The 19,973-nt window shown below is 69.0% G+C and carries 18 protein-coding genes; 10 read left to right on the top strand and 8 right to left on the bottom strand.

The annotated features are described in order from the left end of the window. Positions 1 to 7 precede the first annotated feature (7 nt). The 7 genes from AC0IXR_RS08680 to mdcA are packed head-to-tail and all read right to left on the bottom strand — an operon-like array spanning position 8 to position 6,096. Positions 8 to 955, bottom strand: a complete 948-nt coding sequence (locus tag AC0IXR_RS08680) for an ACP S-malonyltransferase (RefSeq protein WP_461233777.1) — start codon at positions 953 to 955, stop codon at positions 8 to 10. Continuing rightward, positions 952 to 1,815, bottom strand: coding sequence for a triphosphoribosyl-dephospho-CoA synthase MdcB (mdcB, locus tag AC0IXR_RS08675; protein ID WP_471760423.1), 864 nt, complete (start codon positions 1,813 to 1,815; stop codon positions 952 to 954). Before mdcB ends, AC0IXR_RS08680 begins: the two co-directional genes overlap by 4 nt. Further along, positions 1,812 to 2,483, bottom strand: a complete 672-nt coding sequence (gene mdcG / locus AC0IXR_RS08670) for a malonate decarboxylase holo-[acyl-carrier-protein] synthase (protein WP_471760422.1) — start codon at positions 2,481 to 2,483, stop codon at positions 1,812 to 1,814. Before mdcG ends, mdcB begins: the two co-directional genes overlap by 4 nt. Beyond that, positions 2,476 to 3,207: a biotin-independent malonate decarboxylase subunit gamma gene (gene mdcE / locus AC0IXR_RS08665; protein WP_461233774.1), complete on the bottom strand. Its 732-nt coding sequence runs from the start codon at positions 3,205 to 3,207 to the stop codon at positions 2,476 to 2,478. Before mdcE ends, mdcG begins: the two co-directional genes overlap by 8 nt. Next, positions 3,194 to 4,126 carry a biotin-independent malonate decarboxylase subunit beta gene (locus AC0IXR_RS08660; RefSeq protein WP_461233773.1) on the bottom strand — a complete coding sequence of 311 codons (933 nt, stop codon included), beginning with the start codon at positions 4,124 to 4,126 and terminating at the stop codon, positions 3,194 to 3,196. The genes mdcE and AC0IXR_RS08660 overlap by 14 nt, the downstream gene beginning before the upstream one ends. Then, the gene (mdcC, locus tag AC0IXR_RS08655; RefSeq protein WP_056427204.1) at positions 4,126 to 4,437 is read right to left on the bottom strand and encodes a malonate decarboxylase acyl carrier protein; all 312 of its coding nucleotides are present in this window, start codon (positions 4,435 to 4,437) and stop codon (positions 4,126 to 4,128) included. The genes AC0IXR_RS08660 and mdcC overlap by 1 nt, the downstream gene beginning before the upstream one ends. A gap of 12 nt (positions 4,438 to 4,449) precedes the next feature. Further along, positions 4,450 to 6,096 (bottom strand): malonate decarboxylase subunit alpha, encoded by a 1,647-nt coding sequence (gene mdcA, locus AC0IXR_RS08650; protein WP_207411943.1) that lies wholly within the window; start codon positions 6,094 to 6,096, stop codon positions 4,450 to 4,452. Positions 6,097 to 6,395: 299 nt separating this feature from the next. Here mdcA and AC0IXR_RS08645 point away from each other — a divergent pair, with 299 nt between their 5' ends. The 6 genes from AC0IXR_RS08645 (at position 6,396) to AC0IXR_RS08620 (ending at position 12,989) form a co-directional block, all read left to right on the top strand. Then, entirely contained in the window at positions 6,396 to 7,064 is a 669-nt protein-coding gene (locus tag AC0IXR_RS08645) for a GntR family transcriptional regulator (RefSeq protein WP_207411974.1), read from the top strand. Positions 7,065 to 7,232: 168 nt separating this feature from the next. Then, positions 7,233 to 8,222, top strand: coding sequence for a S41 family peptidase (locus AC0IXR_RS08640; RefSeq protein ID WP_056427210.1), 990 nt, complete (start codon positions 7,233 to 7,235; stop codon positions 8,220 to 8,222). A 152-nt stretch (positions 8,223 to 8,374) separates the two neighbouring features. Further along, positions 8,375 to 8,737, top strand: coding sequence for a hypothetical protein (locus tag AC0IXR_RS08635; RefSeq protein ID WP_056453094.1), 363 nt, complete (start codon positions 8,375 to 8,377; stop codon positions 8,735 to 8,737). Positions 8,738 to 8,779: 42 nt separating this feature from the next. Then, entirely contained in the window at positions 8,780 to 10,168 is a 1,389-nt protein-coding gene (locus AC0IXR_RS08630) for a PepSY-associated TM helix domain-containing protein (RefSeq protein ID WP_461233771.1), read from the top strand. A gap of 25 nt (positions 10,169 to 10,193) precedes the next feature. Further along, the gene (locus AC0IXR_RS08625) at positions 10,194 to 10,604 is read left to right on the top strand and encodes a hypothetical protein (protein ID WP_461233770.1); all 411 of its coding nucleotides are present in this window, start codon (positions 10,194 to 10,196) and stop codon (positions 10,602 to 10,604) included. A 63-nt stretch (positions 10,605 to 10,667) separates the two neighbouring features. After that, positions 10,668 to 12,989 carry a TonB-dependent receptor family protein gene (locus AC0IXR_RS08620; RefSeq protein WP_461233769.1) on the top strand — a complete coding sequence of 774 codons (2,322 nt, stop codon included), beginning with the start codon at positions 10,668 to 10,670 and terminating at the stop codon, positions 12,987 to 12,989. 79 nt (positions 12,990 to 13,068) lie between these two features. On the opposite strand, the gene AC0IXR_RS08615 is transcribed toward AC0IXR_RS08620, so the two are convergent. Next, positions 13,069 to 15,285, bottom strand: coding sequence for a TonB-dependent siderophore receptor (locus AC0IXR_RS08615; protein ID WP_461233768.1), 2,217 nt, complete (start codon positions 15,283 to 15,285; stop codon positions 13,069 to 13,071). Positions 15,286 to 15,760: 475 nt separating this feature from the next. Here AC0IXR_RS08615 and AC0IXR_RS08610 point away from each other — a divergent pair, with 475 nt between their 5' ends. The 4 genes from AC0IXR_RS08610 (at position 15,761) to AC0IXR_RS08595 (ending at position 19,969) form a co-directional block, all read left to right on the top strand. Continuing rightward, positions 15,761 to 16,558 carry a lytic murein transglycosylase gene (locus tag AC0IXR_RS08610; protein WP_056427226.1) on the top strand — a complete coding sequence of 266 codons (798 nt, stop codon included), beginning with the start codon at positions 15,761 to 15,763 and terminating at the stop codon, positions 16,556 to 16,558. Positions 16,559 to 16,712: 154 nt separating this feature from the next. Beyond that, a complete protein-coding gene (locus tag AC0IXR_RS08605) occupies positions 16,713 to 17,174 on the top strand; it encodes a DUF4126 family protein (RefSeq protein WP_207411948.1) in 462 nt (153 codons plus the stop codon). Positions 17,175 to 17,593: 419 nt separating this feature from the next. Beyond that, on the top strand, positions 17,594 to 17,974 hold the full coding sequence (locus AC0IXR_RS08600; protein ID WP_018043373.1) for a response regulator: 381 nt from the start codon (positions 17,594 to 17,596) through the stop codon (positions 17,972 to 17,974). 84 nt (positions 17,975 to 18,058) lie between these two features. After that, positions 18,059 to 19,969 (top strand): AI-2E family transporter, encoded by a 1,911-nt coding sequence (locus tag AC0IXR_RS08595; protein WP_056427234.1) that lies wholly within the window; start codon positions 18,059 to 18,061, stop codon positions 19,967 to 19,969. Positions 19,970 to 19,973 lie beyond the last annotated feature (4 nt).

Below are 19,973 nucleotides of genomic sequence, written 5' to 3'. Positions count from 1 at the left end.
GGGCGGGTCAGCCCGTGCCGGCATTCGCCGCGAGCCAGTCCATGAGCCCGGACAGGGAGCGGAAATCGGCGACGGCATGGACGGCCGCGTCCGGCATGGCGTCCCGCCCCATGGTCGCCAGGGCATGGCCGGGGCCGAGTTCGAGCACGGCCCGCGCCCCGGCCTCGCGGATGCCGTCGAGACAGGCCGCCCAATCGATGGTCCGCGAGATCGCTTCGGCCAGCTTGTCGAGCCCTTTGGCGGCGTCGAAGACCGGGGCACCATCGAGACCGCTGAGGAGGCGAGGCGGCGGCGACGGGCCGAGGCGAGACGGCGTCAGGATCTCGGCCCGCGCCACCTCCGCGTGAAACCGCGCACTGGCCGCCGCCAGGAGCGGCGTATGCGAGGGTGTATGGACCGGCAGAACCACCGCCCGCGCCGCCCCCGAGGCGAGAGCCCGAGCACAGAGCGATTCGAGATCGGCCACCGCCCCGCCGGCGACGACGCTGTCGGCGGCGTTGAGGATGGCGAGATGGCAGCCATGCTCCTCGACCAGGGCCGTCACGCGCGCGCGCGACAGGCCGCGAAGGCCCGCGAGCCCGTAGCCCGGCCCGCTGGCCTCATCCATCGCCTCGGCCCGTGCGGCGGCCAGATGCAGGATCGAAGCGGGCGAGAACCGCCCCGCGCAGCCCCAGGCAGCGAGATCGCCGATACTGTAGCCGGCAAGGACCACACGACCGGGATACCTCTCCCGTAGGACGCTCCATGCGGTGAGGCCGGCGACGCAGCACAGGATCTGACCGGTGCGGTTCCCGTGCAGGGCCGGGCCGCCCGTCCGGGCGAAGTCGCGCGGGTCGGCGCCGAGGAGGGGCGTCGCCGCCGCGAAGATGTCCTGCGCGGCGGGATGATCGGCCATGAGATCGAACATGGCGGGATTCTGCCCGCCCTGGCCCGAGAGCAGGACCGCGAAACTCATGCCGCCTCCATTCCGTCGACGAACAGGGTCATGGCGAGGAGGTCGGCGCTGCCGCCGGGGCTTAGGTTTCGGGCGACGAAGGCCCGGTGGACGGCCTCCGCTTGTGCCCGCCAATCGTCCCGCGCGACGCCTCCCCCGGCGAGGAAGGCGGTGGCCGTGGCGCGGGCGAAGGCATAGCCCGCCTCGCCGCCGCGATGGAGCAGGTTGGTATCCTCGAGATGGGCGATCAGGGCGAAGCAGGTCTCGACGCGAGCCGCCTCCTCATCGCCGAGGCGGAGATGCCGCGCCCGGCGCAGGGCGGGCAGCCCAATGGCGTAGAGGGTCGGAAATCCGGCCGCAGCCTCGGCGGGCGCGCCGCCGATTCCGTAGCGCCGCCGCGCCGCCGCTCCCGGCGCATGGAGCAGGACGGGTCCGGCGAGGATCGCGTCGCCGTAGCGCTCGCTCACGTGACGCCCGAGCGCTCCCGGCGGCAAGCGGCAGGCCGTGTGGGCGAGGGCGCCCGCGGCAGCGGTGAGCAGGCCGAGGCCGAAGATGGCGCCGCGATGGGTGTTCACCCCGCCCGTCGCCTCCCGCATGGCGGTTTCGGCCTCGATGCCGATCTGGCGCAGGGTGGGCATGCCGGCCCCTGCGGCTCCGGCATCCGCCAACTCGGCGAAGTAGGGCAGGAGGGCCGTGGCACTGGCGCGAAAGGTGCCGGCATCCATGTCGGTATGGCTGCCGCGATCCACATGGCTGACGAGGCCCGGCTTCGGATAGGTCTCGACTTCGAGGCGCAGGGACTCGACCGCGCATTCCGCGATGTCGCCGGGGCTGAGCGGAATCCGGGCGTCCCTGACCGGAGAGCGGGCGTGGGCGATCATGACGCCGCCTCCCGGAGGAACGACGCGGCGGGGCGCAGGGCGAGGCTCTCACGCCCCTTGCACAGGACGGTTCCCCCCTCGGGCGCATCGAGCAGTTCGCGCCAGTTGATGCCGGCCCGGTCGGGCAGGACGATCTCGCCATCGAGACGCATCGGCGCGCCCGCCTCGATCCGTGCGAGGCCCTGCAGAAAGCGAGGATCGACCCGGCCAGAGACCTGCCAGAGCAGGTCGAGATCGGAGCCCGACCCGAGATAGGACAAGCCGGTCAGTGCCTGCCACAGCAGGCTTCCGAACACATTTGGCACGAGGCGGCACTCGCGCCCGAGGGCTAGCACCTCATCGACCACCGGCCACCACGCCTCCGGCGCGGTCATGCGCGCCCGCTCCAAGGCGACCGGTGCAAGCCGGCTCGCGGCGGCGGCCGGCAAGGCGAGGCCGATCCGGCGCTTGCCGGCGGAAGGCGGCAGCGGCAGGCCGGCGGGGATGTGATCCGCAGGCTCGCCGGGATCGCGGCGGCGGACGATGACCGGCCAGCCGCGACGAGCCCATTCGGCGAGATGGGGAACGCCGTCGAGATCCTGGCGGCCGGCAAGGAGGCGCGCCCAGGATGCCGGGTCGACGCGCAGGAGGTCGTGGCGGGCCAGACCCGACGCCTCGTCCTCAGTCACGGCGTGCCACGTCGCCCGTCGCCGCGCGTACCACACGCCTGGCGATGTCCTGCGCCATGAGCCGCCCGCCGCGCTCCTGGCCGAGGGCATCGCGGCCATCCGTTGTGGAACTCCCGGCGATGAGGGCTTCGATCTGGGGACCGAGCGGTGCCGTGGGGTCGAGCACGGCATGGACCGCCCCGGCCTTCACCATGTTGTCGAGGCCGGGCGCGAAGACGGAGGTGGATGTCGCCATCTCTTCCAGCCGTTCGAGGGGGAGCTTCGTGACCCGCGCCACCGAGGCCAGGTCCATCACGCTCGGATGGGCGCCGGGCAGGGCGGCGAGCACCCGTGTCGCCAGGGCGGTGGCGATGAAGGCACCGGCCGCCGTGTGCCCGTAGACCAGGCCGATCGTGGGGTGGCCGCTGGCATCGGCGAGGAGCAGCGCCTTGGCGAGATGGGCGAGATATTCGTTGAGGCCGAGCAGCTCGTCGCGGCGACTCATGCGCTGGCTGTCGGAATCCACGGCGACGAGGATCGGCGTCTCGCCGCCCCGGCGCACCACATCGAGAACGCGCCCGGCTAGAAGACAGGCCCCCTCGATCCCGAGCGGCGTGTTGCCGTCGATCCCGACGACCGCGAGACGACCTGCTCCGAAAGGCCCGTCGCCGCCGATGAGGCCGTCCACGACCTCGACACCATGCCCCTCGGGAAACAGCGAGGCCAGGATTTCAGCGAGCGTCATGGGGCGCCTCCGGCAGTCGGGCGAGAAGGGCGTCGAACCGGTCCGTGTCCAAGCCCGGCACGGCGGCCGGATCGTTCACCCCGAGGCGGCCCCAGATCTCGGTGGCGTCGCGGGCATCGCCGAACCGGTCGAGGCGAGCCTCGAGGCGGGCCTGTTCGGCCTCCAGGGTGGCGAGATCGAAGGCCGGCGCCTTGCCGATCTGTTGGCGGGCGGCATCGCGAAACGCGCGGATCGTATCGTCCGCGAAAGCGTCCGCTCCGCCGATGAGGCGGCGGTGCTTTCCGCCCATGGTGCGCCAGACCAGCGCCCGGTCGCGGGAATCGAACTCCTCGGCTCCCCTGTTGGTCTCGATCACCTCCGGGCCGGAGACGCTGATGCGCCCGCCCTCCGAGACCACGAGGCGCGAGCAGGTGCCGGCGATGAGGCCGCCGCCGCCGTAGCAGCCGGCGCGCCCGCCGATCAGCCCGATCACCGGCACGCCGGCCCGGCGCAGATCGGCGATGGCCCGCATGATCTCGGCGATGGCGGTCTCGCCGGCATTGGCCTCCTGCAGCCGGACGCCGCCGGTATCGAACAGGATCAACACCGCCGCCGGCTTCACCTGGAGGGCCGCCCGCAGCAGGCCGACGAGCTTCGCGCCATGGATCTCGCCGAAGGCCCCGCCCATGAACCGGCCCTCCTGCGCGGCCAGGAGGACGAGCGAACCGTCGAACCTCCCGCGTCCCACCACGATGCCGTCGTCGAAGGCGCGCGGCAGGTCGAAGGCGGGCAGGTGCGGGCTCATCACCCGCTGTTCGGGGCCGAGGAACTCCTCGAACGTGCCGGGATCGACGAGGGCGTCGAGGCGGGCGCGGGCGCTGGCCTCGTACCAGCTCTGGTCGAGGGGATCGGCGGAGAGGGAGACGGGGCTCATCGCCATCACACGGCCTCCATCAGCCGGGCGCCCTGGAGCAGGCGCAGGGTCACGGTGTCGGGCCGTGCCCCGCCATCGTTGATGGTGATGCGCAGGCCGCCGGGCTGTCGGCGCGCCACGAAATCGGAGACCACCGCCTCCCAGACCGGTCCGTAGCCGTTGATCGCGGTATCGATCTCGACGGTGCATTCGTCGGGCGCGAGACTGCGCTCCATCAGCACTTCGAGGTTGCCCGAGGCGACCACGCCGGTGATCGCCTGGGCCTTGGTGCCAGGCAGGGGCTTTGCCGTCCGATGCCGGAAGGTCAGCTTTTCCATGGGGGCGCTCCCTCACCAGTTCCGGAACTTGGCCGGCGGCTCGTAGAGGCCGCCCGACCAATGCACGAGGTCCTTGATGGACCGTGCCGCAAGCAGAGAGCGGTCGGCGTCCAGGGGATCGATGCCGAGATCCTCCGGCCGGCGAATGATGCCGCGCGCCCGCAGCGCCTCGACCATGGCTTGGTCGCGGCCCCGCCCGACATCGGTGTAGCCGGCGACCCCGCGGATCGCCTGCTCGCGCTCGTCCAGGGTCCGGCACAGGAGCAGGTTGGCGATGCCCTCTTCCGTGACGATGTGGGTCACGTCGTCGGCGTAGACCATGACGGGAGCGAGTTCGAGATCGAGCTTGCGCGCCAGTTCGAGAGCGTCGAGCCGCTCCACAAAGGCCGGGACCAGCTTGTCGCCGAAGGTCTCGACCAGCTGCACCACGAGCTTGCGGCCCCGGCGTAGCGCCGGATCGCCGGTGCCGCCGGCCTCCTCGCCGGCCTTCATCCAGGGGTCCGAGGGGTGACGCCTGCCATGGGGATCGGAGCCCATATTCGGCGCGCCGCCGAACCCCGCCACCCGGTTGGTGGTGACGGTGGAGGAATTACCCTGGAGATCGATCTGCAGGGTCGAACCGATGAAGAGATCGCAGGCATAGAGCCCCGCCGTCTGGCAGAAGGCGCGGTTGGAGCGCAGGCTTCCGTCGGAGCCGGTGAAGAACACGTCCGGCCGCTCGCGGATGTAGCGGTCCATCCCGACTTCCGAGCCGAAACAGTGGATCTGCTCGACCCAGCCCGATTCGATGGCCGGGATCAGGCTCGGATGCGGGTTGAGTGCCCAGTGGGTGGCGATCTTGCCCTTCAGGCCGAGCCGCTCGGCGAAGGTCGGCAGCAGCAATTCGATGGCGGCGGTGCCAAAGCCGATGCCGTGGTTGAGCCGGCGGATGCCGTATTCGGCGTAGATCCCCTTGATCGCCATCATGGCCATCAGGATCTGCGTCTCGGTGACCGCCGCCGGATCACGGGTGAAGAGCGGCTCCACGTAGAACGGCCTGTCGGCCTCTACTACGAAATCCACCCGGTCGCCGGGGATGTCGACACGGGGGACCCGGTCGACGATTGCGTTCACCTGCGCGATCACGACGCCGTTCTTGAAGGCGGTCGCCTCCACCACCGTCGGCGTGTCCTCGGTGTTGGGGCCGGTATAGAGGTTGCCGTCACGATCCGCCGAGACGCCCGCGATGAGGGCGACGTTGGGTGTGAGATCGATGAAGTAGCGCGCGAAGAGTTCGAGATAGGTGTGCACCGCGCCGAGCGCGATCTGCCCGCCATAGAGCATCCGGGCGATGCGAGCGCCCTGCGGCCCGGAATAGGAATAGTCCAGGCGCCGGGCGATGCCCTGCTCGAAAATATCGAGATGCTCGGGCAGCACGATCCCGGACTGGACCATGTGCAGGTCGTGGACGCGCGCCGGGTCGCAGGCGCTCAAGCCCCTCGCGAGACAATCCGCCTGTTTCTGGTTGTCGCCTTCGAGGCAGACCCGGTCGCCCGGCAGCAGCACCGCTTCCAGCAGGTCGACCACCGCCGAAGCGGACACGACCTTGCCCTCGGCATGGGCGCGGCCGCGCTCGATCCGCGCGTCCCTGGCATTCCGCTGCACCCGCCAATCGGCCATCCGATCCGCCTCTCGTCATCCGGCCCCGCATCGGCGGCGACCGTGGGAACGCGCGGCCAGCGACAGGTCGCGGACCGTCTCGTATCGCGCCATGCGTACCCCGTCTGGCGACCAAGTCAATTCTGGGTATACCGATATGGGTTATCGGCGAGGTAAAGAATACGAGATGGCGATAAGACGAGGCCTCGGCATTCCGGGCGTGCTAGGATCCTCCCTCTCCCGCTTGACGATCCGCCCCATCTGGGATGAGGGACATCGTAAGGCGGTCCGGCAACGCAAGCGGGGAGGGGACGACGATCATGGACGGCATCGCCGAGGAGCGGGGGCTTCTCTCCGACCTGATCCGCAACGCCCTGACCGACGAGATCGCCGCCGGCACCCTGAGCGCGGGCACGGCCCTCGACGAACAGGACCTCGCCGACCGCTTCGGCGCCTCCCGGACGCCGGTGCGGGAGGCGTTGCGCCAGCTCGCCTTCAACGGGCTCGTGGAGTTGCGCCCGCGCCGGGGCGTCGTCGTCACCCGGATGACGCCGGAGCGAATCATGGACATGTTCGAGGCCACCGCCGAGTTCGAGGCGATGTGCGTGCGTCTCGCCACCTACCGGATGACACCGCTCGAGCGCAGCCACCTCATGGACCTGCATGCCCAGTCGGAGGCGATGGTGGAGGCGGGCGATGTGGACGCCTACGACACGCTGAACCGCGGCTTCCACGAGGCCCTCTACGGCGCCACCCATAACGGCTTCCTGCTGGAACAGGCGCTCGCCTTGCGCACCCGCCTATCGGGGTTTCGCCGCACGCAGCTGCGCCATGGCGAGCGGATCAGGACCTCCCGCGCCGAGCACGGCGAGATCCTGGCCGCCATCGCCGAGGGCGACGGCGACGCCGCCGCGAGGCGGATGCGCGCCCACATGCTCAACGCCGCCAGCGCCATCGGCCATTACATCGCCGAACATGCCGGCGCGTGAGGCGATCAATCGCGACGGCGGACGGGATAGGTTCCGCCGGTCGTGCTTTGGTTTGGAATTTGCTCCGGGCCAGCGGCGGCCTTCGACCCTTACGAGAAGTCGGGCGACCTCGCTGGCCATTGTCCAAGGCGGACAATATGGTTGCCGGGAGTAGTTGGAGGTTTAGCCATGCGCCGTCGTCGATCCGTTGTCGCAGCAGTATTTTGCACAACTGTACTGGCGAACATGGCGGCACCCTCCATTTCCAAAGCCGATATCTCAACGGAAAGCTTGAAGCGTGCGCCCCTCGCCCAGGACACGGTCAGGAAAGTCGTGAACGGCATCGCCGCCGAGCTGAGAGAAGGATACGTATTCCCCGATCTGGGAAAGCAGGCCGCGGATGCAATCCAACGTGATCTGGATGCCCATGCCTATGCGAAGGCGAGCGATCCCGGCGAGTTCGCCACGCAACTCACCGAACGCCTGCGGTCGCTTACCAGCGACAACCACGTGAGGGTGATCCATGGCGATCCCTTCGCGAACCGGCCCAAGCCTTTGGACATGCGAGGGACCGGCTTTCAGGTGAAGCGGTTGGCTGGCAATGTCGGATACATCCACCTCGCCAGCTTCATTCCGCCCGGGGATTTCAAGCCGGCCGCCGACAAGGCGATGCAGGACCTATCGGACACCGCTGCGCTCATCGTCGACATGCGCGACAATGGCGGCGGCCATCCGGCTTCCGTCGCCTACCTCGTCAGCTTCTTTCTCGATCCAAGCCAGCGCGTTCACATCAATGATCTGATCTGGCGCAATCGCGGAACGACGAGTTTCCGAACGGAGTCGTTCTGGAGTTCGCCCACCCGCGTGAGCTACCTCGGCAAGCCGGTCTACGTGTTGGTCGGTCCCAAGACATATTCGGCAGGCGAGGAGTTCGCTTACGATCTACAGGCCCTGAAGCGCGCGACCATCGTCGGTGAGAAAACGCGCGGGGGCGCCAATCCGGGTGGCCTCAACGAGCTCGGCTCGGATTTCTTCGTCGTCGTGCCGACCGGCAGGGCAGCGAATCCGATAACGGGCGGCAACTGGGGCGGTGTCGGCGTGAGCCCGAATGTGGCGGCCACCTCCGAGGTCACGCAAGAAGCGGCGCTGGCTTTGGCGACGCGCGACAGCAAGTTGTAGGGCCGGCACGTGCACTTTCAGCTCGTCCTTTCGGGAAAGCAGAAAGGAAAGACATCACCCGCTCCGTCGCCCACAGCCATACCGCACACCGAGACACCACCGATCCGCGCGCCACGTTGACGGCGCGCGAACCCGTGCCGTAAGGCCTCATCATGCGGAAGCTCTCGCCAGGGACGGTCGGCCTGCGCGCGATCATCGCCATGATCGCGCTCTACGGCCTGTGCCTCCAGGCCTTCCTCGGCACGATGACGCCACCGGCCCCGGCGGGATGGGGAAGCGCCCTCTGCGGGCATGACGCGCCGGGCGATCCCGCCGATGCGAGCCCGGCCTGCGCGCATGCGTGCTGCACGGCGGCCCATGCGGGACCGCAGGCGCCGGGACCGGACACGGCCTTCGCGACGGTGGTCTGGCAGGCTCGCCCCACCCCGCTTCCGCCACGTCCGGATGTGGTGGTCCCCGCCGCGCGGGCACCGCCCGACCAATCCATCGGATCGCGAGGTCCGCCTTCCGCCTGAGAGATCAGACCGTTTCGATCGCTCAGACCCGGATTGTTCCCGATGACCCCATCGTCCCAGGGCGGCACCCACGCATTTCGCGGGGCCGACGCCATGCGCGTATCCCGCGACGGCATCTATCGCGCCGTCTGGCGCTGGCACTTTTACGCCGGCCTGCTGTGCCTGCCCTTCCTCGTCCTGCTCTCGACGACCGGCGCGATCTACCTGTTCAAGGACGAGATCAACGCCACGCTCTTCGCCCACCGGACCGAGGTGGCGGCGCAGAACCGGGCGCCCGTGAGCGCGAGCCGCCTCGTCTACACCGCCTCCGAAGCGGTTCCGGGCGGTGTGCCGGTCTCCTTCACCGGCCCGGCCTCCGCGACCGCCTCCACCCTCGTGACCATGAGGGAGGGCGGCAGCCGGATTCAGGTCTACCTCAACCCCTACAACGCCGATGTCCTCGACGTCGTGAACACCGAGAACGACCCGATGATGGTGGTGAGGCGCCTGCACAGCCTCAGCTATTTCGGCACGGTCGCCAACGGGATCGTGGAGGTGGTGGCAGGCTTCGCGATCATCCTCGTCGTCACCGGCACCTATCTGTGGTGGCCGCGCGGGCAGGGGGGTGGTGTCGTGACAGTCCGGGCGAGGCCGTCCAAGCGCGTCTGGTGGCGGGACCTCCACGCGGTGACCGGGCTCGTGGCCGGCGCCGGCCTGTTCTTCCTCGCGATCACCGGCCTGCCCTGGTCGGTCTGGTGGGGCCAACAGGTCCGCGCCCTGTCGAACGAGGCGGGGCTCGGCCAGCCGCGCGCCCTGTGGGCGGGGAAGGCGGTGTCCGCCGTGCCGATGAAGGACCGGCTGACCCAGGCGGGCTGGACCATGGAGGACGCGCCGATGCCGGTCTCGCAACCGGCGGACGCGCCCGCCATCGGCCTCGACTGGGCCCTGGCCATCCTCGACGGGCTCGGCATGCCACGCGGCTACGAAGTCGCGCTGCCCGAGGGTCCCACCGGCATCTATGCCGCCGCGATCTATCCGCGCGAAGTCGATCGCCAGCGGCTGATCTCCCTCGACCAATATACCGGCGCCCCTCTGGTGGACGTAGCCTTCGCCGATCTCGGCAGCGTCGGGCAGGCGATCCAGTACGGAATCGGCCTGCACAAGGGCGAGTATTGGGGCCGGCTGAACCAGTTGGCGATGCTCGCCTTCTGCCTCGCCACGATCCTTCTCAGCGTCACAGCCGGAACCATGTGGTGGAAGCGGCGGCCGGCGGGCGGTCTCGGCGTCCCGCCCTGGCCGCGCGACCGCCGGATCGCCGCCACGGTCACCGCCCTGGTCCTCGGCCTGGGCGCGCTGTTTCCGCTGACCGGTCTCGCCATCCTCGCCATGATCGGGCTCGACCTCGGCATTCAGGCCCTGCGGCGCCAAGCGCGGCGGCCGGCGGCGGCCTGACGTCATCGACGCGGGAGCAGCCCCCGTGACCGACTTTATCCGCCAGTTTTGCGCCCTGCGCGCCATCCGCATCTGCCTCGGCAGCGGGTTGATCCTGCTCGCCCTGTGGGGACAGGCGATCGCGCCGCTGGCCGGCTTGCGGATGATGGCGGACCACGCCGTACCGGGAGCCTCGGTCGACCCACTCGTGCTCTCGGCGATCTGCGGTCATGCGGAGGGCTCCCCCGCCATCGGGGATCAGTCTCCCGCCGCGCCGGCCTGCAAGGCCTGTCCGCTCTGCGCCGTCGGGCTGTCGAGCCCACTCGTTCCCCAAGCGCCATCGGTGGCGCGGCGCCAGGGATGGCACGCGCTGGCCTGGCCGATCCCGCCGCCATCCGAGCCGGCCCGTCCGCATCGCCCCTCCGGCCAGCCGCGCGCACCGCCGACCGCGTCCTGATCCAGCGCGCGCCGTCTCCCCACGGCGCATCCCCTCTGCCGCGATCCGGAACGAACCCCCTCGATGCCCAGCACCCGTCCCCCTCACGCCCCACGCCGCACAGGCGCCCGGCGCGCCCTCCTCGCCCTCGCCGCCCTACCGCTTTCGTGCGCCGACGCCCTGGCGCAGGCCGCCGAGGACGGCGTCACCCTGCCGGAACTCTCCGTCGTCGGGGAGGCCGGCCGGAGCGGGTTCGGCGTCGCCTCGCCCCAGGGCTCGGCGCCCAGCGTCATCGAACAGCCCGTGGGGCAGGTGGTGACGCAGGTCGGGCGCAGCGGCACGATCGACAATCGCCCCGCCACGGATGTCGGCTCGGTCCTCGTCAACAGCCCGGGCGTCACCGTGCGCCAGGGCAACGGCGCGCGCGACGTCGTCATCTCGATCCGGGGCAACAACGCCCGCTCCACCGGCGTCACCAAGAACATGGTGGTCCTGGAGGACGGGTTCATCCTGACGCAGCCGGACGGGGCCTCCCGCTTCGATCTCGTCGATCCGCGCGCCTATTCCCGCATCGACGTGTTTCGCGGTCCGCAATCGGCCCTGTTCGGCAACTACGCCACCGGCGGCGCGCTGGCCTTCCGGACGCGGACCGGCCGCGAGATCGACGGCTACGAGATCGGCACCGAGGCGGGCAGCTTCGGCTATCTCAGCAATTACTTCACCGTTGGCGGCGCCAGTGGTCCGGTGGAGATCAGCCTGTTCGCCAGCGACGCGCGCGGCAATGGCTACCAGGGCCATTCCTCCTACGACACCCAGACCATCAACCTGCTGGCGAGCTACACGCCCACCCCTGACAACCGCTTCACCCTGAAGGTGATCAACAACCAGGTGAACGCGGACCTTCCCGCCCGCTCCTCCCTCGACCAGTTCGGCATCAATCCCTACCAACGCGGCTGCGCGGCTGCGGCCACCGCCGCCCCGGGCTGCACGCTCACGAACCTGCGCATCAACGGGGCCTTCGGCGCCACCGTGCCCGTCACGGCGGACGAGGGCGCCTTCGGGCGTAAGGACCGCCGCACCATCGTGGCGGCTCGCTGGGAGCACGATATCGACGCGCAGACCACGTGGCGCACACAGCTCGGCTTCGACGAGCGCAACTTCAACCAGCCCTTCTATACGTCCTCGTCGCGCGGCTCGTATCCGTCCTGGAACTTCCTCACCGACCTGACCCGGCGCGGCGACCTCTTCGGCCTGCCGGCGGTGGGCTACGTGGCGCTCGCCTACAACACCATCGACAACCACATCACGACCTTTAACCGCGCGCCCTATGGCGGACCGACGCTCGGCGCGCTGATCGGCGACCAGGAGGCCGTGCAATCGAATCTCGGCGGCCGCGCCCGGACGGAGGTCGCGCTCTCGGACCAGTGGACGGGCGTCCTCGGCATCGCGGCGGAGAACACCACCATCACCGGGCGCAACGTCGCCTACGGCTATTCGGCGGCGGGACGGACGACGACGGTGGCGACGACCGACCGCAGCTTCCTCAACGTCGCGCCCGAACTCGCCCTGGTCTACCGGCCGAACGCCGCCTGGGCGTTCCGGGGGCGGGCCGCCACGGGATACACCACGCCAGCGGCGAGCAACCTGTTCATCACCCCCGCCGGCCTTCCGGGCAGCAACACCCAGCTCCAGACCCAGGAGAATCTCGGCTTCGATCTCGGCGCCGACTGGACTCCGACGGAGAATCTGCGCCTCAGCCTGACCGGTTTCTACGAGTTCTTCCGCAACGAGCTCGTGTCGCAATCCCCCGGCGCCGGGCTCCTGAGCTACACGTTCAACGCCCCGGCCTCGGAGCATCGCGGCATCGAGTTCGCGGCCGACTGGGCCTTCTCACCCGGATGGCGCGCGGTGGCCGCCTACACGTTCGACGACCAGATCTATACGACATACACCGAGCAACTCAGCGCCGGAGCCTTCACCGAAAGGTTCGACCGCGCCGGCAACGCCATCCCGGGCGTGCCCGCCCACCAGCTCCTCGCCCGCATCGGCTACGACCAGCCGACGGGTCCGCTCGCCGGCCTCGGCGCCTATGTGGAAGCGGTGGTCCAGGACGGCTTCTTCCTCGACAACGCCAACCAGTTGAAGGCGCCGGGCTACACCGTCGTCAATGCCAACGTGCATTACGCGGCCGACCTCCCCGGCGGATACGCCAAACGCATCAGCCTCTACGCGGAAGTCCGCAACGTCTTCGACGAGACCTACGTCTCCTCGGCCCAGAACCTCGCGAACTCCCTCAGCGCCACGAGCGGCCTGCAGAACGGTGCGGGCGTGCTCGCCGCCACCACGGGCTCGGTCTTCGCCGGGGCGCCGCGCAACGTGGTCGCCGGGATGAGGCTGTCCTTCTGAAAACGCCGACGGGCCAGATAGGGCATCCGGCCCGTCATTGTCAGGACGATCGCGGGGTCAGCGCCTCAGCGGACCCTTGTCACCACGTCACGCGCGCCGTCACCAGGGCCTGGAACGGCTCGCCCACGGCCACCAGCAGGTTGCTGGCCGCCGATGACGTATAATAGGTCTCGTCGAACAGGTTCTTGAGGTTGAGCTGGATCGTCGTCGCCCGACCGTTCACCGCCGTGCGATAGGCCAGGAAGGCATCGCAGACGAGGTAGTGGGGCATGGTGAAGGTGTTGGCGGCATCGCCCGGCCGCTCGCCGATATAGCGGGTACCGAAGCCGGCCTCGAGGAAACCGGGGCCGAGGCGCATGGAGCCGAGCTCGCCCTCCCGCGTCACCGCGCCGAACTGGTGGGTGAGGAAGGCGGAGGCCGTCACGCGCGGCGTGTTCTGAAGCTCCTTGCCCGCGAGGATGGGATCCTCGGTCACGAGGGCCTGGGTGAAGCCGTAGCTGCCGATCACCGCCCAATCGGGCAGGATCTGACCTGCGAAGTCGAGTTCGAACCCGCGCGAACGGGCCTTGCCGGCGGTGGTGGCGAGCCGTGCCCCGTCCACCACCTGGGTGACCAGCACATTGGCCTTCTCGACGTCGAACATGGCTCCCGTCACGGTGAGGCCGGGGCCGAGATCCGCCTTCACACCGACCTCGTAGGCCTCGCCTTCCTCGGGGGCGAGGGAGCCGTTGGTCTCCAGATCGGTGACGTTGGGCCGGAACGAGCGGCTGAAGCTGCCATAGAGCGAGAGGTCGGGCGTCAGCTTGTAGACGATCCCGGCACGCGGGACCGGCTGCACGCCGTTGATGTCGGTGGTGACCACGGACGGTCGTCCGGCATAGGCGAGCTGATCGTAGATCTGCGCGCTGATTCCGGCCACCAGGATGAGCTGGTCGGTGAGGTGGAACGAGTCCTGGAGATAGAGGCTGGTGTTGTTGAGCCGGTCGCGGACGTCGCTCCCCGTGAGCGAAACCTGGCTCGACGGGCCGAGGCGATCATAGATCGGGTCGAAGACGTTGAAGCCGCCCTGGTTCGCTCCGCGAATGGTGGTCTTGCGGAAGTAATCCACCCGCTCGTACATCGCGCCGGCCAGGATGTCGTGCCGCAGGCCGAACGTGTCGACGCGTCCGGTCAGGTCGAGGCGTGCCACATGCGCGTTGAAGTCGCCGCCCTGGGTCGAGTCGGCCCTTCGGGTCAGCATGCCCCTCTCGGCATTGTACGAGACCGCGCGGACCTGATTGTCGTCGTAGCCGAGATGGCTGAAGCTGTAGCCGAAATGCAGCCGCCAATCGTCGTTGAAGCGATGCTCGATGTCGAGGCTGGCGAGATGGCTCGTGGCGTCGACGCTGCTGAAGCGTTCGTCGAAGCGGCGGTCGCGCGGGACCTTCAGGGGACGGCCGGTGCGCGGATCGAAGATGGTGCCGCGGTCGAATGGAATATTATAATGCGAGAACTCGTAGGCCACCGTCACCTTGGTGTCGTCGCCCTTCCAGGTGAGTGATGGTGCCACGACCTGTCGTTCGATCGCTCCGAAATTGCGCCAGTATTGATAATCCTGGAAATCGCCGACCACCCGATAGGCGAGGTTGGTGCCTTCGATCGGCCCGGTCACGTCGGCCTGGACGAGACCGCCGCCGAAGCTCGTCCCGGTGATGCCGAGGGCGCCGTGTGACGTGAATTCGGGACGCTTGGAGACGAGGTTGATGAGACCTCCGGGCTCCGAGATGCCGTAAAGCAGGGAGGCGGGCCCTTTCAGCACCTCCACCTGCTCAATGGCGTAATTGAAGTTCTGCTGCAGGACCGTACGGCGGCCGTCCCGCAGGATCGAGCTGTCCCGCGTGGTCCCGAATCCGCGCCGGATCACGCCTTCCTGCGTGCCTCCGAGGCTGTTGGCCTGGGCGGTGCCGCTGACGTTCCGCAGGGCCTCGTCGAGGGAGAGGACGGCCTGGTCGCGCAGGACCGTGGCGGGCACCACGGCGATGTTGGCGGGCGTGTCGAGGAGCGAGGTGTCCGACCCGGCCCCGAAACTGGTGCGCCGGGGCTGATACCCGATGGTCCTCCGGCCATCGCCGTCGACGGTGATCTGATCGAGGGACACGGCCATCGGGGACGCGGCCTGCACCACGGGGCCGTCCTGGGCCCAGGCCGTGTCCGCGAGGACGAGGGCGGCTCCGCCCGCCAGCAACCACGGCAAGCGGTTGGCGGCTCGGCGGTCGAGCCCCACCGCGTTTGTCAGGCATCCTGTTTGGTCTTGCATTGTCGGCTCCGGGAACACTCCGGGATCACAAGTATTACCAATGATATATTCTGACAATATCTAGTAGAAACATTGTAATTCTTCTAAATATGCAATTTAGTGACGAATCAATAGGTGATATTTTTCATAATAACCGATATTTCATGCGTCAGTAAATTTCCACTGCTTTGTCTTGCATGCATAATAGCCTGCTTATCGACGGCGCAAGGCGATATGCGTCCGATCGCATCCCCCTCGGAGGCGAGCGGAATCGAGCGCATCGCGGAGTCGGCGGATTGTGCAACGCTGCCGGATCGAGCTCAGGCAGGGCACTCGCGGACGGTCAGGGTGGTAACCGTAAGATCACATCTTGTCGGGAACTGGGACCGGGCGCCCCGACACCTCAGCAAGGTTGTAGCCTTCCCATGCGGAACGGCTTAGGGCGATCGGCAAAGCTGGCGGTCTCCTGAGAGCTGCCGCGACGAAGGAGTTTCGGATGACCAGACGCGGCTACAAGGGAGCCATCATCGCCGCCGGCCTCGGTGCCCTGGCCTGCATGGCCGGCACGGCGCAGGCGGCCCAATGCGGCAACACGGCCAGCGGTTTCGAGGCGTGGAAGACCCAGTTCGCGCAGGAAGCGAAGGGACGCGCCAGCGCCGCGAGCCTCGCCGCCCTGATGGAGACCTCCTATTCCGGCGCCACCATTTCTGCCGACCGGGGCCAGAAGAGCTTCCGCCTGACCCTCGACCAGTTCCTGGCCAAGCGCGGCGGCCCCACCATCGTCGCGCGCGGCCGCAAGCTGAAACAGACCAACGCGGCGTTGTTCGCCTCGATCGAGCAGCGCTACGGCGTGCCGGCCGGCCCGCTCCTGGCGATCTGGGGCATGGAGACGGGCTTCGGCGCCGTTCGCGGCAATATCAATACGCTCTCCGCCGTGGCGACCCTCGCCTACGATTGCCGCCGTTCGGACTTCTTCACCGACCAGCTCTACGCGGCCCTCACCCTCGTCGATCGTGGCATCCTCAACGCCTCGACCCGCGGCGCCGCCCATGGCGAGGTCGGTCACACCCAGTTCCTGCCCAAGAACGTGCTGACCTACAGCACCGGCGGAAGCCTCGACAGCGCCCCCAACGCGCTCAACGCCACCGCGAACTTCCTCAAGGGCCACGGCTGGAGGGCCGGAGCCGGTTACCAGCCGGGCGAGCCGAACTTCGCGGCCATCCAGGGATGGAACGCCGCCACCGTCTACCAGAAGGCGATTGCCCAGCTCGGACGCCAGATCGACGGCGAGTGACGGATTTTCGGGGCCCTGCGGGGCCCCGTTTTCGTTCGGTCGAGCCGATCGTATCGGGGACACGCGCGGCGCCGCTTCCCTAAGCCCACCTTGACTTGGCCCGTGCCCGGTCGATCTTCCGGCTTCGACGATGGCGTCGCAGCAGGAAAACTCCATGGCCGGGATCGTTCTCGCGGGATTGATCGGGATGGTGGCGGGACTGCGGACCTTGACCGCGCCGGCGGCCGTCGCCTGGGCGGCGCATCTCGGTTGGATCTCCCTCGACGGGAGCTGGCTCGCCTTTCTCGGCTACCGCTCGACGGCCGTCATCCTCACCCTTCTCGCGCTCGCCGAGTTCGTCACGGACACGCTTCCCGCCACGCCGAGCCGCACCGTGCCCGTGCAGTTCGCCGCGCGGATCGCGAGCGGCGCGCTGTGCGGCGGTGCGATCGGGACGGGCCTCGGACAGCCCGTCGCCGGAGCCCTGGCGGGCGCGGCGGGCGCCGTCATCGGAACGCTGGTCGGCTCCCGGGCGAGGGCGTGGATGGCCGCCTCCTTCGGTTCGGACCGGCCGGCCGCCTTCATCGAGGATGCCGTCGCCGTCATCGCCGCGATCCTCGTCACGAGCGCAATTTAGCACCGCGTCCGGTCTTCGCCTCCCGGCCCCGCCGACGGATTCGATCTCTTCCCGCCTTGCCGCTTCGTATCTCGTCCGTGACGGACGATAGAATTGTCGGCATCGAGGACCGGAAGCGCGATTGGTGCGTTGCAGTTCATCGTCACGCCTGACACCAGGACGCTCCGCCGTGGGGAGCGACCATCCGGGGCCGGGCGAGGAGAGGGCGATGGCCTTTGCACCACTCCGCCGCACGGCCGGACATATCCGGCTCCAGCCGGCGGCGGAGGGGGCAGGGACGTCGTGGCCGGGCCGGCAGGCACGGAGACCGATGTCTTCAACACGAGTGGTCGTGCGAGAGGGATCCAGGCCTCCCGAACGAACGATCACGCAAGCGCAGGCCCGAAGAGTCGGGTCGAGATGATGCCGGAGTTCCGTTGATGGCCAAGATCCTGCTGGTGGAAGATCATGAAGAGATCTGGGACTTCCTGTCCCGCCGTCTCAAGCGACGTGGCTACGACGTCATCCTGGCCCATGACGGCGAGGCCGGCGTGCAGCAGGCCCGCGCCGGACGGCCGGACGTGATCCTCCTCGATATGAACCTGCCCATCCTCGACGGCTGGTCGGCGGCCCGCGCCCTGAAATCCAGCGGCGACACCCGGGACATCCCGATCATCGCGCTCACCGCCCACGCCATGCTGGGCGACCGCGACAAGGCGATCCAGGCCGGCTGCGACGATTACCATCCCAAGCCCATCGACTTCTCCAAGCTCCTCACCCAGATCGGCGCGGCTTTGGGCGGCGCGGAAACGCCGGCCTGACCGACGGTCCGATCCAGGACTTCGCGCGTCCCGTCGGGACGGGGCTTCCACTGACACGCGTCGAGACGAGAAGACCCATCCTTCATGAGTGACGATCCCATCACCGCGCGCCTGATGCGGCAGGCGATGCCGGTGTTCACGATCCTGGCCTCTTGCCTGCTGGTCGTCACCATCGCGTCGATGCTGTATTTCGGGCGCGACATCATCGTACCCGTGGTCCTGGCGATCCTCCTCAGCTTCGTCCTGGTGCCCGCCGTGCGCGTGCTGAGGCGGGCGATGGTGCCGCGCGCCGCGGCGGCGCCCCTTGTGGTGGTGGCGGCTTTCGCGGCAATCATCGGGGTCGGGCTGCTCATCACCACCGAGGCGGGCCAGCTCGCCTCCGACCTGCCGCGCTACCAGATCACCATCCGCGAGAAGATCGCCTCGGTGAAGGAGGCGACCTCGGGCAGCGGAACCCTGTCTCGCATCGTCGACATGGTGCAGGACCTCGGCGAGGAACTGCAGCCCGCGGCCCCGAAGGACGAAGATCTTCCGGGCCGGTCGGGCAGCCGCGCCAACCCCCTCCACGTGGTGGTCGCGACCCCGCAGGCCGCCCTCGCCACGACGCTCGGCGCCTTCGTCGGGCCCATCCTGCACCCGCTCGCCACAGCAGGCCTGATCCTCCTGTTCACGATCTTCATCCTGCTGCAGCGGGAAGACCTGCGGAACCGCGCCATCCGGCTCGCCGGCTCGGGCGACCTGCGCCGCACCACGGCGGCCATCGACGACGCCACGAGCCGACTCAGCCGGTTCTTCCTGGCGCAGCTCGCCCTCAACATCGCCTTTGGCGCGGTCATCGGCACCGGCCTCTGGTTCATCGGGGTGCCGAGCCCGATCCTCTTCGGCGTGCTGGCGGCGATCCTGCGCTTCGTGCCCTATATCGGCGGCGCGATCAGCGCCTTGCTGCCCCTGATCCTGGCCGCTGCGGTGGATCCCGGCTGGTCGATGGTCATCGCCACCGCGCTCCTGTTCCTCATCGTCGAGCCCATCGCCGGCCATGTGGTCGAACCGCTGCTCTACGGCCATTCCACCGGCCTCTCGCCGCTGGCGGTCATCCTGGCGGCCACGGTGTGGACCTTCCTCTGGGGACCGATCGGCCTCGTCCTCGCGACGCCGATTACGGTCTGTCTCGTCGTCCTCGGCCGCCACGTGGACCGGCTCTGGTTCCTCGACGTCATCCTCGGCGACCAGCCCGCTTTGGCGCCGCCCGAAATCTTCTACCAGCGCATGCTCGCCGGAGACCCGGCCGAGGCGATCGAGCAGGGCCGGCAGGTACTGAAGGCGCGGGCGCTGGTGACCTATTACGACGAGGTCGTACTGGCGGGCCTTCGCCTCGCCCAGGACGACCTCGCCCGCGGGGCCCTCGACCGGTCGCGCCAGAGCGAGGTCGGCGCGGCGATCCGCACCGTGGTCGACAGGCTCAAGCTCGCGCCGATCAAGCGGTCGGGCTCCGCCGCGAATGCCGAAGCGGCGGCGGCCATCGCCGCCGCCGGACCGGATCGCAGCAGCGCCGGCATCGTCCTGGCGCGGGACGATCTCGCTGCGAACTGGCGCGGCACCACCCCGATCCTCTGCGTCTCGAGCCGCGGTCCCTTCGACGAGGCGGCGACCCTGATGCTGAGCCAGATCCTCGGCCGCCATGGTCTGGCCGCCCAGATGACCTCGCTGGCCGACCTGCGCGCCGACAAACGGCCCGAACGCACCGACGAGATTGCGATGATCTGCTTCTCCTATCTCGAACCGGTCAGCCTCTCGCAGATCCGCCTCACCGTCCGCCAGGCCCGCAAGGAGCTTCCCGGTGTGAAGGTGCTCGTCGGGTTCTGGCGCGAGCGCGATCCCTCGACCCTCGACCGCCTTCGCCGGACCACCTCCGCCGACGTGCTGGTGACCTCCCTCAACGATGCCCTCGACGCGGCCCTGCGCTATGCCGCGCCGGAGCGGGCGGGACGCGGCTGAGGCC

This window comes from Methylobacterium sp. AC832 (genome assembly GCF_979256025.1).
Note: the sequence above shows the minus strand (reverse complement) of the source record. Positions and strands in the feature narration are given on the sequence as shown.

Bases quoted from the DNA above. Each gene is read 5' to 3' on its own strand.
- AC0IXR_RS08680 (WP_461233777.1), bottom strand. From the start codon at position 955: ATGAGTTTCGCGGTCCTGCTCTCGGGCCAGGGCGGGCAGAATCCCGCC.
- mdcB (WP_471760423.1), bottom strand. From the start codon at position 1,815: ATGATCGCCCACGCCCGCTCTCCGGTCAGGGACGCCCGGATTCCGCTC.
- mdcE (WP_461233774.1), bottom strand. From the start codon at position 3,207: ATGACGCTCGCTGAAATCCTGGCCTCGCTGTTTCCCGAGGGGCATGGT.
- AC0IXR_RS08660 (WP_461233773.1), bottom strand. From the start codon at position 4,126: ATGGCGATGAGCCCCGTCTCCCTCTCCGCCGATCCCCTCGACCAGAGC.
- mdcC (WP_056427204.1), bottom strand. From the start codon at position 4,437: ATGGAAAAGCTGACCTTCCGGCATCGGACGGCAAAGCCCCTGCCTGGC.
- mdcA (WP_207411943.1), bottom strand. From the start codon at position 6,096: ATGGCCGATTGGCGGGTGCAGCGGAATGCCAGGGACGCGCGGATCGAG.
- AC0IXR_RS08645 (WP_207411974.1), top strand. From the start codon at position 6,396: ATGGACGGCATCGCCGAGGAGCGGGGGCTTCTCTCCGACCTGATCCGC.
- AC0IXR_RS08640 (WP_056427210.1), top strand. From the start codon at position 7,233: ATGCGCCGTCGTCGATCCGTTGTCGCAGCAGTATTTTGCACAACTGTA.
- AC0IXR_RS08635 (WP_056453094.1), top strand. From the start codon at position 8,375: ATGCGGAAGCTCTCGCCAGGGACGGTCGGCCTGCGCGCGATCATCGCC.
- AC0IXR_RS08630 (WP_461233771.1), top strand. From the start codon at position 8,780: ATGACCCCATCGTCCCAGGGCGGCACCCACGCATTTCGCGGGGCCGAC.
- AC0IXR_RS08620 (WP_461233769.1), top strand. From the start codon at position 10,668: ATGCCCAGCACCCGTCCCCCTCACGCCCCACGCCGCACAGGCGCCCGG.
- AC0IXR_RS08615 (WP_461233768.1), bottom strand. From the start codon at position 15,285: ATGCAAGACCAAACAGGATGCCTGACAAACGCGGTGGGGCTCGACCGC.
- AC0IXR_RS08610 (WP_056427226.1), top strand. From the start codon at position 15,761: ATGACCAGACGCGGCTACAAGGGAGCCATCATCGCCGCCGGCCTCGGT.
- AC0IXR_RS08605 (WP_207411948.1), top strand. From the start codon at position 16,713: ATGGCCGGGATCGTTCTCGCGGGATTGATCGGGATGGTGGCGGGACTG.
- AC0IXR_RS08600 (WP_018043373.1), top strand. From the start codon at position 17,594: ATGGCCAAGATCCTGCTGGTGGAAGATCATGAAGAGATCTGGGACTTC.
- AC0IXR_RS08595 (WP_056427234.1), top strand. From the start codon at position 18,059: ATGAGTGACGATCCCATCACCGCGCGCCTGATGCGGCAGGCGATGCCG.